Origin of the sequence: Glutamicibacter sp. ZJUTW, assembly GCF_008370855.1 — a bacterium.
GTDB classification, from domain to species: Bacteria; Actinomycetota; Actinomycetes; order Actinomycetales; family Micrococcaceae; genus Glutamicibacter; species Glutamicibacter nicotianae.
Genome location: NZ_CP043624.1, coordinates 2,765,515 through 2,781,165, shown reverse-complemented (window position 1 = coordinate 2,781,165; position 15,651 = coordinate 2,765,515). Strand labels below are relative to the sequence as shown.

General features: G+C 58.7%; 13 protein-coding genes. 8 read left to right on the top strand and 5 right to left on the bottom strand.

The window, feature by feature from the left end; all coding sequences use genetic code 11:
- Positions 1-8 precede the first annotated feature (8 nt).
- The gene (locus F0M17_RS13085) at positions 9-1,265 is read left to right on the top strand and encodes a CynX/NimT family MFS transporter (protein ID WP_149597251.1); all 1,257 of its coding nucleotides are present in this window, start codon (positions 9-11) and stop codon (positions 1,263-1,265) included.
- Here the strand turns inward: F0M17_RS13085 and F0M17_RS13080 are convergent.
- Positions 1,262-1,918, bottom strand: coding sequence for a trimeric intracellular cation channel family protein (locus F0M17_RS13080; protein ID WP_038991632.1), 657 nt, complete (start codon positions 1,916-1,918; stop codon positions 1,262-1,264). The two genes, F0M17_RS13085 and F0M17_RS13080, sit on opposite strands and share 4 nt — an antisense overlap.
- A gap of 60 nt (positions 1,919-1,978) precedes the next feature.
- Positions 1,979-2,518 carry a DUF1697 domain-containing protein gene (locus F0M17_RS13075; protein ID WP_073707914.1) on the bottom strand — a complete coding sequence of 180 codons (540 nt, stop codon included), beginning with the start codon at positions 2,516-2,518 and terminating at the stop codon, positions 1,979-1,981.
- A 75-nt stretch (positions 2,519-2,593) separates the two neighbouring features.
- Between F0M17_RS13075 and F0M17_RS13070 the strand changes: the two genes are divergently transcribed.
- Positions 2,594-4,543, top strand: a complete 1,950-nt coding sequence (locus F0M17_RS13070) for a prolyl oligopeptidase family serine peptidase (RefSeq protein WP_149597250.1) — start codon at positions 2,594-2,596, stop codon at positions 4,541-4,543.
- On the opposite strand, the gene F0M17_RS13065 is transcribed toward F0M17_RS13070, so the two are convergent.
- Together F0M17_RS13065 and F0M17_RS13060 are read right to left on the bottom strand one after the other, a co-directional pair.
- Complete coding sequence (locus F0M17_RS13065; protein WP_073707916.1) at positions 4,540-4,950, bottom strand: RNA-binding S4 domain-containing protein; 411 nt, start codon at positions 4,948-4,950, stop codon at positions 4,540-4,542. The two genes, F0M17_RS13070 and F0M17_RS13065, sit on opposite strands and share 4 nt — an antisense overlap.
- 44 nt (positions 4,951-4,994) lie before the next feature.
- Entirely contained in the window at positions 4,995-5,297 is a 303-nt protein-coding gene (locus F0M17_RS13060; RefSeq protein WP_223308772.1) for a hypothetical protein, read from the bottom strand.
- A 126-nt stretch (positions 5,298-5,423) separates the two neighbouring features.
- Between F0M17_RS13060 and F0M17_RS13055 the strand changes: the two genes are divergently transcribed.
- The 3 genes from F0M17_RS13055 (at position 5,424) to F0M17_RS13045 (ending at position 9,315) form a co-directional block, all read left to right on the top strand.
- The gene (locus F0M17_RS13055) at positions 5,424-7,856 is read left to right on the top strand and encodes a Tex family protein (RefSeq protein ID WP_371737249.1); all 2,433 of its coding nucleotides are present in this window, start codon (positions 5,424-5,426) and stop codon (positions 7,854-7,856) included.
- A gap of 145 nt (positions 7,857-8,001) precedes the next feature.
- Entirely contained in the window at positions 8,002-8,502 is a 501-nt protein-coding gene (locus F0M17_RS13050) for a ferritin (protein WP_038991642.1), read from the top strand.
- 99 nt (positions 8,503-8,601) lie between these two features.
- Positions 8,602-9,315, top strand: coding sequence for an SH3 domain-containing protein (locus tag F0M17_RS13045; protein ID WP_143181157.1), 714 nt, complete (start codon positions 8,602-8,604; stop codon positions 9,313-9,315).
- A 16-nt stretch (positions 9,316-9,331) separates the two neighbouring features.
- On the opposite strand, the gene F0M17_RS13040 is transcribed toward F0M17_RS13045, so the two are convergent.
- Entirely contained in the window at positions 9,332-9,997 is a 666-nt protein-coding gene (locus F0M17_RS13040) for a LuxR C-terminal-related transcriptional regulator (protein WP_149597249.1), read from the bottom strand.
- A gap of 407 nt (positions 9,998-10,404) precedes the next feature.
- Here F0M17_RS13040 and F0M17_RS13035 point away from each other — a divergent pair, with 407 nt between their 5' ends.
- The 3 genes from F0M17_RS13035 to F0M17_RS13025 all read left to right on the top strand — a co-directional run bounded on the left by F0M17_RS13035 (position 10,405) and on the right by F0M17_RS13025 (position 15,645).
- Entirely contained in the window at positions 10,405-13,512 is a 3,108-nt protein-coding gene (locus tag F0M17_RS13035) for a choice-of-anchor G family protein (RefSeq protein WP_149597248.1), read from the top strand.
- Between the two features lie 190 nt (positions 13,513-13,702).
- On the top strand, positions 13,703-14,506 hold the full coding sequence (locus F0M17_RS13030) for a DUF5819 family protein (protein ID WP_149597247.1): 804 nt from the start codon (positions 13,703-13,705) through the stop codon (positions 14,504-14,506).
- Positions 14,503-15,645, top strand: coding sequence for an HTTM domain-containing protein (locus tag F0M17_RS13025; RefSeq protein ID WP_149597246.1), 1,143 nt, complete (start codon positions 14,503-14,505; stop codon positions 15,643-15,645). The genes F0M17_RS13030 and F0M17_RS13025 overlap by 4 nt, the downstream gene beginning before the upstream one ends.
- The last annotated feature ends 6 nt before the right edge of the window (positions 15,646-15,651 follow it).

Below are 15,651 nucleotides of genomic sequence, written 5' to 3'. Positions count from 1 at the left end.
AGAAAACAATGAAGAACCAGAGCGTTGCTTCTCCAATCAGAGGACGAGTTGGAGCGCTGCTTGGCATCCTGCTGCTGGCGCTCTCGCTCCGCGCCGCAGTGGTCTCCGTATCCCCACTGCTCTCCCGCATTGAGTCGGACATCGAATTCACGGAGTTCACCACCGGCCTGCTGGCCATGCTCGCACCCATTGCGTTCGCGGTCTTCGGGTTGCTCACCCCGCGGCTGATCAAGGCGTTCGGTCTGGAAAAAACCCTGATGATCTCGCTGGCATTGGCAGTCATCGGCCAGGTCGCCCGGGTCTTCATGCCCGGGGTCTACTCCTTCCTCGCCCTGTCGATCATCACCTTGGCCGGCTACGGCATGGGCAACGTGGTGCTGCCGCCATTGGTCAAGAAGTACTTCCCGGACCGCATCGGCATGGTCACCAGCGGCTATGTCACGATGCTGGCCGTCGGCACCTGGATGGCCCCGCAGTTCTCTGTCCCGCTGGCCAACCTCAGCGACTGGAAGGTGTCCATCGGCTCCTGGGCCGCCCTGTCTGGCATCGTCCTGGTGCCCTGGCTGGTGCAGCTCGTCGCCGACCGCGGGACGCAACGCCCGGATAACCCGGTGCACCCCAGCGGGATCGCGCAGCCGATCGCCAAGATCAACCCCTGGAAGTCCAAGGTGGCATGGGGCCTGGCAATTTTCCTGGCCGGAAACTCGGCACAGACCTACGTCTACTTCACCTGGCTTCCGCCGTACCTGCAGGACCGCGGCCTGGACGAACTGGCCGCCGGCAACATGCTCGCGCTCTTCGCCATCCTCGGCCTGCCGGTCAGCCTCCTGGTCCCGCTCTGGGTGCCACGCCTGAAGCACCCGATCATCGCAGTGCTGGTCTTCACCGCCTGCTGGATCTCCGGGCACCTGGGCATCTACCTGTCGCCAACGCAGAACACCGCGCTGTGGATCTGCCTGGCCGGGCTCGGGCAGGGCACCTTTGCCGTCGCCTTGCTGATGATGAATCTGCGCTCGCGCACCACCTACGGCTCGGGGGTGCTCTCCGGTTTCGCCCAGGGCCTGGGCTATGCAGGCGCTGCGGTGGTTCCGATGCTCTTCGGCGTGGTGCAGAAGGCCACCGATTCGTGGGGAGCCGCCTTCTCCATGCTGGGCGGCTGCGTCGTGGTGATGCTGATCGGTGCGATCATCATCAACCCTCCGCGCACCATCGAAGACGATTCGCCAGGCACCGAAGAGCTGGGCAAGCTCGAGCGCATCGACTAGTAGTGGCGCTGGGGGCCATCGTTGCTCCCAGGCGCGGGATGGGATCGATGCCAATGGCCCGCGGCCAACGGCACCGACCAGCTGAAGCGGATGGACGCGACGCGGATGGCAAACGCCAAGGCGGCAATGCCCGCACCGACGGGAACGTTCATCACACCCAGATGCCATGCCACGGCGGTAAGCGCCGCACCCACCATTGCGGCCAGCGCATAGATGTCGCGCGGGTTGAACAAATCCGGGGTCACATTGGAGATGACATCGCGCATCAAGCCGCCGCCCACGCTGGTGATGACACCGAGCAGGACCGCGGTGACCGGATTGAAGTCGTTTTCAAGGGCCTTGAGCGTACCGGTGACGCAGAATAGGCCCAATCCTGCCGCATCGAAGAGCTGGACCAGCCGGTGCAGCTTCTGCACCGCGGGGGTAAATGCATAAACGCAAAGGGCAGCGAGCACCGGAGGCACAAAGTAGACCGGGTGCTCGAACGTCGCTGGTGATTGATTGAGAATCAAATCCCGCACCACTCCGCCGCCCAAGCCGCAGACTCCGCCGAGGAAGGCCGAGCCGAGCAGGTCGAAGCCGCGGCGCGCAGCCATCAAGGAACCCGCGACGGCGAAGAAGAAGATGCCAATGAGTTCGATCAGGATGTACATTCCGGAGCCTTTTGCAGGTCAATCAGGGGGACAAGGCTCAATTATTGCTCACCGGAGATCTCAGCCAAGAATCTTTGCGACCTTGACCAGGGTGTTGTGGTTCCGGGTCGTCACCAGCCGGTGCTTCGCCTGGGCGTCCATGAGCTTCCCGATGGGATTCGTGGTGCTCTGCCCCTTGCGGACAATCCATGCCACGGCACGGTCCTGGACCAGATGGGTTGCAGGTTCAGCCAGGTCCTGGATGGCAGCGCCCAACGCCTGGGCATCCGCAGCTGATTCGCAGAGCGTGAAATACCCGTGGTGCTCGCTGGCCGGTTCAGGCAGGGGCAGCGGGAAAGGCTGGGACAGCCGCTGGACCTCCTTGACGGTGCAGACAATCGTGGGAATCGGTCGCTGGTAGTGCTCGGCCAGGACCGCATCGCATTTTTCCTTGACGGCCAGCGGGTCATCGGTGCGTGCGCTGAGCACGGCATTGCCACTGGCCAATAGTGTTTTCACGTCGGTGAAACCAGCATCTTCTAGCAGATGGACCAGGTCTTTCATCAGGACTTTGACCCCGCCGACGTTCACACCACGCAGGAAAACTGCATATCTCGTCATGGATCAATCCAAGCGCACCGAATTGATGCTTGTCGAGGGTCGTGATGAATCGCAAAGATCGCTAGGATCAAGAATATGCCTACGCACTTGCCCTTTGGATCCTGGCCATCATCGATTTCCGCGCATGACGTTGCAGCAGGAACCAAGCCGCTGGGCGGTGCCTGCTTCTACGGGGACAAGCTGATTGTCCAAGAAGGCCGTCCCGCCGAGGGCGGGCGCATCACCCTTATGGAATACGGCACCGACGGCACGCCCGGCGCAGAACTCATCCAGGCCCCGTACAACGTGCGCTCCCGAGTCCACGAATACGGCGGCGCCAGCTGGATGCTCATTGAAGGCAGCACGCCGGCCATTGTCTTCGTGAACTTCTCTGACCAGCGGGTGTACTCCCAAGCCGCAGGCACGCACAACCCGACGGCACTGACTCCGGCTAGCGGCAACGGCGCAGATCCGCAGCTGAGATTCGCAGAATTCACCGAAGGCCCGGAAGATTCCATCCTGGCCATCATGGAAGACCTACGAGCAGAACCGGTACGCCATATCGTGCAAATCCCGCTGGACGGCAGCGCGGCCGAGGACCTGGACAAGATCCGCCTGCTCAGCGCCCCGGCACGATTTGTCGCAGCGCCTCGGATGAATCCAGCTGGAACGCGGTTGTCCTGGATCAGCTGGGAACACCCGAATATGCCGTGGGACTCCACCGAACTGCACCTGGCCGATTTCGCTGGCGAAGGCGAACTCAAGGACACTGTCATTGCCGGTGGAGCAGATATCTCGGTCATGCAGCCAGAGTGGCTTGATGATGACCAGTTGGCCTTCATCTCCGATGCCAGCGGCTGGTGGAACCCTTACCTCTACCAGGACAGCTCGGCGCGCATCACCCGGCTGGTTGACCGTCCCGCAGAATTCGCTGGCCCGCTCTGGCAGGTAGGTACCGGGTGGTACCTGGCAGAAAGCGCCCGCACCATGCTCTGCTCCTACGGCACCGGCACCACCAGACTGGCACGTCTGCACGCGGATACCGGTGGACTGGAGGACTTCGACCTGCCGTTTACCCGCATCCGCCCCTTCGCTGTGCGTGAGGGCTGGCTGCTCGCCGGCACGTCATCGATGACCCAGGGCGAAGAGATTACCTTGATCAACCTCGATACGCTGGAGCATCACGCGGTGACCCGTGCGATCGCCCAGCTGCCGGACCCAGCGATGCTTCCAGACGTCGAGGAATTCGAGTGCAAGAACCTCGCGGGACAATCCGTCCATGCCCTGCTCTACCGGCCATCCCAGGAAGGCTATGCAGGAATGGAGGGCGAATTGCCGCCATTCGTCACCTTCGTGCACGGCGGGCCGACCAGCCAGGCTTCGCCGACGCTCAGCGCCACGGTGGCCTACTACACCTCGCGCGGAATCGGCGTTGTCGACGTGAACTATGGCGGCTCCACCGGCTACGGCCGTGAATACCGCAACCGCCTGCGCGGTGCCTGGGGCGTGGTCGATGTGGCCGATACTGTCGCCGTGGTCAATGCGCTGGTGGCGCAGGGTATCGCCGACCCCGCACGCATCGGCATCGAAGGCGGCAGCGCTGGCGGGTGGACCGTGCTGTGCGCACTGACCTTCTCGGATGCCTTCACCGCAGGCATCAGCCGCTATGGCGTTTCGGATCTGGTGGGCCTGGTGCAGGACACCCACGACTTCGAATCGCAGTACATGTTCTCGCTGGTGGGACCGTACCCGGAAGCCGCTGAACTGTATGAGAAACGCGCGCCAATCAACCACGTGTCCAAGATTTCCTGCCCGGTACTGCTGCTGCAGGGCGATGAAGACAAGGTGGTGCCGCCGGCGCAGTCGCAGGTGGTGGCTGACGCGCTCGCCGAACGGGGCATCGACCATGCCTACATCCTCTTTGAAGGGGAACAGCACGGTTTCAGGAAGTCGGAGAACATCATCAAGGCGTTGGAAAGCTCCCTGGCTTTCTACGCGCAGATCTTCGGATTCACCACCGACGTTCCGGCGATAGAGCTGTCCTAGAACAGATCAGCATCTGGCGCTGGGGCCTGCCAGGAATCCCGCAAGCGGTCCATTTCGCGGCGGTCTTTCTTGGTGGGCCGGCCGGCGCCACGCTCGCGGATCGGTACCTGTGGAATGACCAGGCGCTCGCGGGGCGGGGTGTGGTCGATGTAGCACTTGGCGGCAACGGGCGCGCCAACACGCTTCGAGATCAGCCCGCTGACTTCCAGATCGCGGTCGAAACCGTCTTTGCGCACACGGATGCGATCACCGGAAACCACAGCTTGAGAAGCCTTTACCGGGTCGCCGTTCAAGCGGACGTGCCCGGCGCGGCAGGCGGTGGTCGCAGCCGAACGGGTCTTGTAGATGCGCACCGCCCACAGCCATGCATCGAGACGTACTTTGCCGCTTGTTGGAATTTCGACCATGAGAAAAGTCTAGATCAGCCGATACTTGGTGCGGCCAACGGCGGCTAGTTGGAAATTGTCGCTTCGTCGCAAATCTCGACCAGGCGCTGCTGCAGGGCTTCAGGTGCCTGGTCTCCGGAGTTCGCCAGCTCTTGGAGCACATCAACCAATTCCTGTGGCAGGCCGCCGCCTTGAACTGATTTCACTATGGATGAGAGGACGCGAAGTTCGCTTGCGTCGATCGTGCCGTCCTGGACGGGAGCGCAGGCCTGGCGCACGATTTCCTTGGACGCTGCATCAGTCAGCTGGTTGGCTGCATCGGCCGCAGTGTCCTCGACAAATGCGCATCCGCTGCTCAAAAGCGCCATGCTTGAAATAGCAATTAGCGCCGCTGACTTTCGAACTTTCACAATCCCCATAACAACAAATCATAGCTACGGAGATTGAGTTTCTGCTGAATGCCAACCGAGTCGATCATCAGAAGATCGGACCGCATGATGCACAATGGATCGGTGACTAGCGAGCAGAAGAACACCGCAAAAGACAGCGCGACCGGGCAGCACATCATTGCCCAACTGGCCAGGGAACTTTCCAGCGAATCCGCTGTGGCACCATGGCAGATCAAGGCAGCGATCGAGCTCTTGGACTCCGGATCAACGGTTCCCTTTATTGCCCGCTACCGCAAGGAAGTCACAGGCATGCTCAGCGATAGCCAGCTGCGTTTGCTCGAAGAACGTCTGCGGTACCTGCGCGAGCTGGAGGACCGCCGAGCGGCTGTCCTTGAAGCCATTGCCGAATCCGGAAAGCTGACAGACCAGCTGGCCCAGGCCATTCGTGCGGCCAGCACCAAGGCGGAGCTCGAAGACCTTTACCTGCCATTCAAGTCAAAGCGCCGCACCAAAGCCCAGATTGCCCGCGAAGCCGGATTGGAACCCCTGGCTGATCTGCTGCTCTCTGATCCATCGACGGATCCGGTGCAGGCAGCTGCCGGCTACCTGAACACGGAGGCAGGTTTTGCCACCGATGCCGATGTGCTGTCTGGCGCGCGTTCCATCGTGACCGAGCGGGTATCCCAAGACGTTGTTCTCGCTGGGGAATTGCGCGAACGCCTGTGGAAGACCGGAAAAATCGGTGCCAGCGTCGCCGCCGGCGCGACCGCGGAAGGACAGGGAAAGTACTCCGATTACCTGGACTACGTGGCAGATCTTGATCGCCTGCCCTCGCACCGGGTTCTTGCCCTGTTGCGCGGCGAACGTGAAGGGGTGCTGAATCTGCAGCTTGCCGAAGCTGACCCACGGGATGAACAGGCCTTGGCCGAAGCCCGCAGCGGGTTCGAGAATGCCATTGCCGCTTCGCTGGGGCTGAATGTGCCTTCCGATGCGCCTGCTGCCAAATGGATTGCGCAGACCGTGCGGTTGGCGTGGAAGGCCCGCCTGCTGACCCGTTTCGAATCCGACCTGCGTTCGCGATTGTTCGAAGCCGCCGAAGATGAATCGGTGAAGATCTTCGCGGCGAACCTGCGCGACGTCTTGCTGGCTGCGCCGGCTGGCAACAAGGCCGTGCTGGGCTTGGACCCAGGCCTGCGCACCGGTGTGAAGGTTGCCGTGGTGGACCTGACCGGCAAGTCGGTGGAAACCGCGACGATCTATCCGCACGCACCAGCCAATAAGTGGAATGAATCCATCGCAGTGCTGGCTAATCTGGCAAAGAAGCACGGCACGACGCTGATTGCGGTGGGCAATGGCACGGCCGGGCGTGAAACGGACCGACTGGCGGCTGAAGTCATCAAGGCGCTGGGCGGCGAGGGCATCAGCAAGGTCATCGTTTCGGAAGCTGGCGCTTCGGTGTACTCGGCCTCGGAACTGGCCAGCCAGGAACTGCCGGATATGGATGTGTCGCTGCGTGGCGCGGTATCGATTGCCCGCCGCTTGCAGGACCCGCTGGCCGAGCTGGTGAAGATCGATCCGAAGTCCATCGGCGTGGGGCAATACCAGCATGATGTCACTGCCTCGAAGCTGGACCGCGCGCTGGATGCGGTGGTCGAGGACTGCGTGAATGCCGTGGGCGTCGATGTGAATACCGCATCTCCGTCGCTGCTGGCCCGTGTGGCCGGCGTGGGACCGCTGCTCAGCCGCAACATCGTGGATCACCGCAACGCCAACGGACCGTTCGCCACCCGCAAGGATTTGCTGAAGGTACCGCGTCTGGGAGCCAAGGCTTTCGAGCAGTGCGCGGGATTCCTGCGCATCACCGGAGGCAAGGAGAAGCTCGACGCGTCCTCGGTGCATCCTGAAGCCTACGCGTTGGCCAAGACCCTGCAGGCCAGCGCCGAGGCCCAGGGCCGCCGGCTTGAGGAGCTGAACCCGCAGGACTTCGCCACTGAGCAGTTTGGCGAGCCAACCATTCGCGACGTGATCGCCGAGCTGCGGCGGCCTGCCCGTGACCCGCGCGGTGAGTTCGTGACGGCTACGCTGAAGGAAGGCGTGGAGACCATCAAGGATGTGAAGCCGGGGATGATCATGGAAGGCACAGTCTCCAACGTCGCGGCTTTCGGTGCATTCGTGGATCTCGGTGTCCATCAGGACGGCCTGATTCACGTGTCGGCCATGAGCAACAAGTTCATTTCGGATCCTCGCGAGGTGGTCAGCTCCGGCCAGATTGTCAAGGTCAAGGTGCTGGACGTAGACGTTGTGCGCAAGCGCATCTCGCTGACCCTGCGCCTGGACGATGAACTGCCCGTTGCCGGAGAAGTGGGCAAGAATTCCGGGCCGCGCGAGCGGAAGGGGCCGAGGGCTGGCGGTTCGGCACGACCAAGCCAGAATCGGAATGGGCAGAATCGCAATGCCCGGTCCGCCCAGGGAAAACCTGCTGCACCGGGCAACACCGCGATGGCTGAGGCACTGCGTCGGGCAGGGTTGGGCAAGTAGATTGCGAGCGGTTCGGTTGACCTAACCTAGGTTAGTATCGGCTATGTTAACTTGATCCCAACTTGGGATGATTCCCTAATTCAGGTTGGACTAAGTGAGTCCAAACTTCGGTGACAAGGCCCTTGTGCAGGGTTATTCTGTAGGCATGGAACTTACAGGAAAACTGGCAGAAGCCTTCAGCACCCAGGTAACTCTCGAACTAACCGCAGCCACGGTTTACCGTCAGCTGGCAGTTGAAATGGACGTTTTGAGCCTCCCAGGCATTGCTGGTTGGTTCCGCGCCCAGGCTGGCGAGGAAATCGTGCACGCGGAAAAGTTCATGACCCACATGACCGACCGTTCGGCACACCCGAAGATTGGCGAGCAGCCTGCACCGACCGTGAACGTGAACAGCGTTGCCGACGCGTTCGCTGCCTCGTTGGCGCACGAGCAGAAGGTCTCCGAAGCAATCCGCGAGCTGTACCGCTTGGCACAGACCGAGGGAGACATCGACTCCATGCCGTTGCTGCACTGGTTCATCGACGAGCAGGTGGAAGAGGAAGCCACCGTTAGTGAAATCCTGGACCGCGTCAAGATGATCGGCAACGACGGAAGCGGCCTGCTGCGACTGGACGCAGAGCTCGGCTCGCGCTCTTCCGCATCCTAAGAGGTTGCGAAGCACGCATCTTCTAAATATGGAATAAACTTAGGGAAGCAACCGGTGGTTGCTTCCCTAAGTTTTTCAGTTGAGGTGGTCGTGAACCAGGTGGGCTTTCCACATCAGTCGGCGCGGACGTCGTCCGTTGCCAATACCCACCGGACGACTGCCTCGCTCAAGCTGCGCAAGGGCGCCGGCCGCCACTATGTAGTGCAAAGCCATCTGGAGCAAGGCACCGAGCTGGTGCTGATCGAGGTCAAGGGCTCGTGGGCGCACGTTCTCGTGCACCATACGTATGGTTGGTTGCCGAATATCTATCTTGAACCGATTCCAGCGGTATTCGACGAGCCGGCAGTTGCAGAAGACGACGACGAACTGGCCGAGCCGGTTCTTTCACGTTATTCATTGATCGAAGCCACCCATGTGACGACAGCTACTTTGAATCTGCGCAAGGGCAGCGGCACAGGTTATCCGGTACTCAAGGTCATTGACCAGGGTTCCAAGGTCCGGTCGATGCTCCAGCAGGGACTATGGTCCCAAGTGCAGTGCGGCAAATTGCTCGGCTGGGTTCCAAGCATGTACTTGCAGGAGATTCCATCGCGTCCAGCCAAAGGCGGATTGATTGCCGTTCCCAACCAGCGTGCGCTGACCACCATTGGCTTGAACGCGCGTCGCGGTCCTGGCGATCACTATTCGTTGGCGCGAATCCTGCCTGCAGATACTGCGGTTGTCATTGTGGCCCGACAGGGCGCGTGGCGGCGGATCGACCGTGACGGCGAAGAAATGTGGATCCCCGCCAGCCAACTACGCACGGTGTACTAACGGCCGTGCCCTTTCGCTAGACGATTTGCAGATCTGCTGAAGTAACTAGACCGCATTCCGTAGCAATGACCGCAAGCTGCACCCTATTGGTCACGTCCAGTTCCTCCATGATGCGTGCCAAGTGGAGTTTAACGGATCCTTCGGAGATGTGCGCGATGCGTGCGATCTGCGAATTCGTAAGGCCAGCCGCGACCAAGCGTGTAAGGCTGCGATCACGTTCACTGAGTTTGCGTACGGCAGTTTGCTGCGTTGCTCGGCGGACAATACTCGTTGTCGGCTCCCAGCCATCTTCGGGTTGGGCAAACAGCTGGTACCCGGCGATTAGCATCCGCAAGGCACTGGGCAATTCCGAACTGATGGAACTTTTCGAAAGCAGCGCCGAACTGCCTGCATCGTAGGCCTGTGTGATCTCGTCGCGACGGTATCGGGTAGCGAGCACGACAATCTTGGTAGTTGGTGTCTGTTCGGCGATTTCCCGGATCGAGCTGAGCAGGTCAGTCCCGTTCAGCGATGATTCCATAATGACAACATCTGGCTTCAACTCGCTCGCCGCTTCAACAGCCGCTGACATGCAATCCGAAACATGTTCGATCTCCATGTCTTTGGCCTCGGCTAGGACGCCAGCAACCCCGGCCCGAGAAAAATGGTCACTATCGGCCAGATGAATACGGATATGCGACATACAAGAATCCTCAGTGCTTAAAACCCACAGTTATCCTTGCCAAGCCTTTTCAACACATCCACGTGTGCGGCGAGCTAGCAGGTGTTTCACAGTCTATGGTCAACTGGCCTAATTCGTTAGCTTGACAGGTAGCATTACAAGGCTATTGTCACATTGTTACTTTCCTGTTCAGGTAAATTTTCAGGTCAGAATCCGAAAGTAGATTATTTACTCTAATGGCATGAACTTAAATTACTAGTCAGTATTACCTGCTGGTCATTGATTTTGGCCGTCTGGCTAAGAAGTTTGACCTGAGTATGCAAAGAAATGGCTGAAAGAAACCTGTGAGCCGAAGTTCATCCAACATAGGGTCAAATATGGAGCTCTTTGGAGTTCCCTAGATCACAACCAACTTTTGGAGGATAGTGGTGCAAGCAGATAATTTGCCACCAGCTAAGGGCGGGAAGCTCAAGGCGGCCCGTCCGGTGCTCGCTGGCGCAGTCATCGCGAGCCTGTTCGTGGCTCCGACCGTAACCGCAGCATATGCAGCTCCTGAGGATCATTCAGAAGCATTCGGCCAGGTCATCAATGTCGACGGACTCGGGCTAGAAGTAGCTGACGCCGGCTACTCATTCTCGGCCAACCCGAGCTCGCCTGAAGCCCAGGCAAACCCATTGAACGTTGCGGCGCTTAACGGTCTTCTGAACGTAGATTTGGGCACCATCAACCTTCCGGTAATCAGCGAAGACGGAACCGGACTCCTTGACCTAGGCCAGGCCGGCGCACTGTCCTCCTACGCGATCGCTGACACCCCAACCCATGCCAAGGCTTCGGCTGGCGTGCTGGGTGCGGACGGTGCACTTGCGGTCGATACGGCTCCAGGCGACATGGCTACCATTGACTTGACCAAGTTGTTCGGTCAACTCGGCCTGACCGACGCAACCGAAGGCGTGCTGAGCACCGCTGAATTGCAGCTGGGTGCACTTGCTTCGAGTGCCGAGCGTAAAGAGGGTGGCCAGACTGAACTCGTTTACCAGCTTGCTGGCGCAACAGTTGAACTCGAAAGCCCGCTAGTCTCTGAGCTTGGCGGAGATTTGACAGCCGCAACTTCGGATGTAGCAACTCTGCTGGAGTCAATTACCTCAGATGCAGGTCTTCTGGGCCAGCTCTCCGAAGCCCTGAGCACTGTTAATGTGACTCTTGAAGATCCACTTCTCGGTACTACTCTGGCTCAGCTTGGACTTTCGAATGTGCAGGTTACTGCTGAAGGTTTGCCAGCCGCAGTTGAGAAATTGAATACCCTGATTTCAAATGAACTGGTGTCAGAGGACGGCCTAGTCTCTGTAAACCTCGGTAACGGAACCATCAGCGTTGACCTGGCTCAAGTGGTCGAAGGTGATCTCAACGAGCAGGGACCAAATACTCCTCTTCTTGACGACGTAATTGCTCAGAAAATCTCCGCATCGCTCACTGGTTTGCTGAATGATGTGACTGTAAAAGTTTCTGCGGCAGTGACGGGCATCTTGAACGACGTAACCGTGACTCTGTCGGCGGACGCAAACGCTCAAGTTGGTGAACTCGATCTGGTCGACGGCGGTCTCGACATGAGCGGTACTCTCGGCGAACTTCTGAGTGGCGATTTCACGTTCGCCAATGACATTGCCCTTACCGGGGTATTGAGCGCTATCCCAGTTGGTCCAGTAGTCAATACGCTACTTGAGCTAACCACGGGTGCGATTGCTCCAGTGCTGGCTGCGGCTAATGACACAGTGACTGGCTTGGGCACGAGCATTGACGGACTAGTTGACGGGGTAGTTGCTCCGTTGATCGATGGCGCTATTGAGCCACTTCTCCTCGGAGTAGCCGAGATCACCATTAACGAACAAGGTACTTTGGCAAGCACGGAAGTCACTGTTCCAGCTACTGCTGGGGTTGCCTCCCCTGCAGGAACAACTTTGGTTGACCCAGCGCCTGAGGGAGAACTGAACTACGTTACGGCTTTGGCTATTGACGTTTTGCCTGATGACGCGGCGGTTGCAGTTGGCGTTGATCTGGGTACCTCGGCAGTACGTGCAGCAGCCGAAGCTCCGGCAGTGGCCGTTGTCGATATCCTGACTCCGACCGAAGGCGAAGAACTTCCTGTTGGCCCCGTTGACGTGACTGGTACCGGTGAGCCTGGTACCGAAGTAACTGTCTCGATCCCGGGACAGGATGATCAGGTGACCACTGTTGGCGAAGACGGTACCTGGACTGTTACGTTCCCTGACGTGCCAGCTGGTGACCACACCGCTACTGCAACGGACGAGAACGGTTCCACCGATGTAGTGAACTTCGTAGTTGTTGAAGAGGCAGCTGCCGATGCGACTGCTGACGCTACTGCCGATTCGACTGCTGACGCTACTGCCGATGCGACTGCTGACGCGACTGCCGATTCGACTGCTGACGCGACTGCCGATGCGACTGCTGACGCGACTGCCGATGCGACTGCTGACGCGACTGCCGATGCGACTGCTGACGCGACTGCCGATGCGACTGCTGACGCGACTGCCGATTCGACTGCCGATGCGACTGCTGACGCGACTGCCGATGCGACTGCTGACGCGACTGCTGACGCGACTGCCGATGCGACTGCTGACGCGACTGCCGATGCGACTGCTGACGCGACTGCTGACGCGACTGCCGATGCGACTGCTGACGCGACTGCTGATTCGACTGCCGATGCGACTGCTGATTCGACCGCTGACGCGACTGCCGATGCGACTGCTGATTCGACCGCTGACGCGACTGCTGATTCGACTGCTGATTCGACCGCTGACGCGACTGCTGATTCGACCGCTGATGCGACTGCCGATGCAACTGCTGATTCGACCGCTGATGCGACTGCCGATGCAACTGCTGATTCGACCGCTGATGCGACTGCCGATGCAACTGCTGATTCGACCGCTGATGCGACTGCCGATGCAACTGCTGACGCGACTGCCGATGCGACTGCCGATGCAACTGCTGACGCGACTGCCGATGCAACTGCTGACGCGACTGCCGATGCAACTGCTGATTCGACCGCTGACGCGACTGCTGACGCGACTGCCGATGCGACTGCCGATTCGACCGCTGACGCGACTGCTGACGCTACTGCCGATGCGACTGCTGACGCGACTGCCGATGCAACTGCTGACGCTGACGCTACTGCTGACGCTACTGCCGATGCAACTGCTGACGCTGAAGCTGACGCTACTGCTGACGCTGAAGCTGACGCTACTGCCGATGCAACTGCTGACGCTGAAGCTGACGCGACTGCTGACGCTACTGCTGACGCTGACGCGACCGCTAACGCTGAAGCTGACGCAGCATCCGCAGGCGATTCTGCATCGAATGGATCTGACGAAGACTCCAGCTCCAACGGTCAGAACGATGGCAAGAACGATGACAAGCTGGCTGATACCGGCGCATCGGGTGTTCTCCTGGCAGGCGGTGCAGCAGTACTGCTGGCGCTGGCTGGTGCGGGCATCATGATTGCTCGTCGCAAGCGTGCCTAGTAGCTTGACCTTGTAATAAATACGGCAAGCCGGGCTGACCCGAGGGTCAGCCCGGCTTATCGTCTATTCTGTGCTTAATATGTTGGGTGCAAAACCCCAAATAGGAAATGAAATTGAAGATTGGCTACTCGTAGAATGACGATCCATTCTACGAGCGAAAATCGGATTCCCGAACGGACAGGAATGGGAAATGACGGTATCTTCTGGCGCCGCCAAGAGTAGGAAATATCCGTTATGGCTTCGGCTAGTTGGATTCGTCTGTGTCTTGCTCACTGCTTGGCATATTTTTGCGACGTTCCTCTGGGTGGCTCCCGCAAATGAGATTCGCAAAATAGTTCCAGACAATGCGTTGCGCAACTACATGATGCCCATGTTTGGACAAAGCTGGTCGGTATTTGCTCCCAAACCGGTCGATGGCGACTATTCCTTCGAAGTTCGTGCCAGCATCGTGGATGATGCAGGCGAAGAACGCACCACGGCATGGATTGATCCTGTGAAGCGCGAAATGGACATGATCCATCACAATCTCTTCCCGCCGAGGGCCGCGCTAGCGGGAGACCGGCTCTCAAGCGTTTACCAGAATTCATGGCGAAAACTAAACGACAATCAGCAAGAATCAGTCGAGCTCAGTTACTTCAAAGGTGATGACTGGACTCAACGCATGACTAACCGCCTCAATAGCCAAATTACGAAGAACTCGAGCAATTCGAAAAATAGAACGGCTGATTTCCTGGTCGCAGAAAAGCAGGCAAGTGCCTACGCCACTCAAGTTGCAAAGGCGGTCTGGGGCGATGAAGAGATTACTAGAATCCAGTTCAGGGCGGGTCGCCAAGGAGTCATTCCTTTTTCGCAGAGGAATGATGAAAATGCGAAACGGCCAAAGCCTGTCACCATCGAATCAGGTTGGCGTGGAATGACGGTAATGGATGGTCAAAGCCAAGAAAACTTCGCCAAGGTCTTCAACTCGTTGGAAGGGGTGAATGCAGGTAAATGAATATAGCTTCGAAGGTTTTGACCGCGATTGCTCGCATATGGTCCGCATTCTGGCGTGAGGGTCCACCGTACTTCCTCAATGTTTGCAAGAACGTAGTTGCTACCGTAGAGGGCTGGCTGTATGACCAGAAACGCGCTCTCTACGGCATCGCTGTGGCTCGTATCCTGTTCGGGTCGGCTGCATTAGGCTTGCTGCTGACTAATTTCAACACCCGTCTCTACACCTATGGAAGCGGTGCCGCTTGGTCCGGGCAACTTGAAGAACCAATCAGCTCATTCGGCAAAAGCGGCTTTTTTGACTTCTTCTTCTCGATCGCGAAGAACGATACCTCGGTGACCATCTTCTTCCTAATGATGATGGTATTGGCCGTAACGCTCATAATTGGCTACCGCGCACGTATCTTGCTTCCAATATTCTTGTGGCTATGGATCGGGTTCATTGAAACCCCGTTCTTTGGCAGCGACCAGGGGGACAACGCGATGCGCATTGCCATGTTCCTGATGATGTTCACTGATCACTCGGCTCGATGGTCGCTTGATGCACGCCGTCGTGCACGAAATGCCGACTTCAGCGGCAACGTGTTCCAAAAGCTGTGGAATGGTGCCCATGTATTGCCTGCCCCGTTGACCGCTCTTTGGCATAACCTGGCCATTATCGCCTTGGCCTGCCAGGTATTCATGATTTATGTTTCGGGTGCCTTGTTCAAGTCCACCGGTGAACCGTGGCAGGAAGGAACGGCTGTCTATGGTCCGCTGCACACTATGCGCTTTGGACCGTGGCCCGAAATCAGCGAACTGATAACCACTATGGGATGGTCTGTGGCCATCGCGAGTATTGGATCCATCATTCTGCAAGTCAGCTTCCCAGGGGCACTGCTATTCCGGTGGACACGAATACCTGTGCTGTTCGCGATGGTTTCCTTCCATATTGGTATTGCCATCTTGATGGGCCTTCCGTGGTTCTCTTTGGCAATGGTTGGCGTAGATGCCATCTTCATCCGTGACGTCACCTGGAGCCGCTTAGCGAATTGGTTCAAGAAGGCAGCCAAGGATGCGCCTGCCGATGTGGCCGCTCCAGAAATGAAGACGGTTGTGGGCGATAAACGGAATGAAGAGCTGCACGAAAAAGTCAGCGTCTAGTACCCG

What these genes read in the sequence shown, in the direction of transcription:
- F0M17_RS13065 (WP_073707916.1), bottom strand. Translation starts at nt 4,950, where the DNA reads ATGGTCGAAATTCCAACAAGCGGCAAAGTACGTCTCGATGCATGGCTG.
- F0M17_RS13050 (WP_038991642.1), top strand. Translation starts at nt 8,002, where the DNA reads ATGGAACTTACAGGAAAACTGGCAGAAGCCTTCAGCACCCAGGTAACT.
- F0M17_RS13075 (WP_073707914.1), bottom strand. Translation starts at nt 2,518, where the DNA reads ATGACGAGATATGCAGTTTTCCTGCGTGGTGTGAACGTCGGCGGGGTC.
- F0M17_RS13085 (WP_149597251.1), top strand. Translation starts at nt 9, where the DNA reads ATGAAGAACCAGAGCGTTGCTTCTCCAATCAGAGGACGAGTTGGAGCG.
- F0M17_RS13060 (WP_223308772.1), bottom strand. Translation starts at nt 5,297, where the DNA reads ATGGCGCTTTTGAGCAGCGGATGCGCATTTGTCGAGGACACTGCGGCC.
- F0M17_RS13080 (WP_038991632.1), bottom strand. Translation starts at nt 1,918, where the DNA reads ATGTACATCCTGATCGAACTCATTGGCATCTTCTTCTTCGCCGTCGCG.
- F0M17_RS13025 (WP_149597246.1), top strand. Translation starts at nt 14,503, where the DNA reads ATGAATATAGCTTCGAAGGTTTTGACCGCGATTGCTCGCATATGGTCC.
- F0M17_RS13040 (WP_149597249.1), bottom strand. Translation starts at nt 9,997, where the DNA reads ATGTCGCATATCCGTATTCATCTGGCCGATAGTGACCATTTTTCTCGG.
- F0M17_RS13030 (WP_149597247.1), top strand. Translation starts at nt 13,703, where the DNA reads ATGACGGTATCTTCTGGCGCCGCCAAGAGTAGGAAATATCCGTTATGG.
- F0M17_RS13070 (WP_149597250.1), top strand. Translation starts at nt 2,594, where the DNA reads ATGCCTACGCACTTGCCCTTTGGATCCTGGCCATCATCGATTTCCGCG.
- F0M17_RS13055 (WP_371737249.1), top strand. Translation starts at nt 5,424, where the DNA reads ATGATGCACAATGGATCGGTGACTAGCGAGCAGAAGAACACCGCAAAA.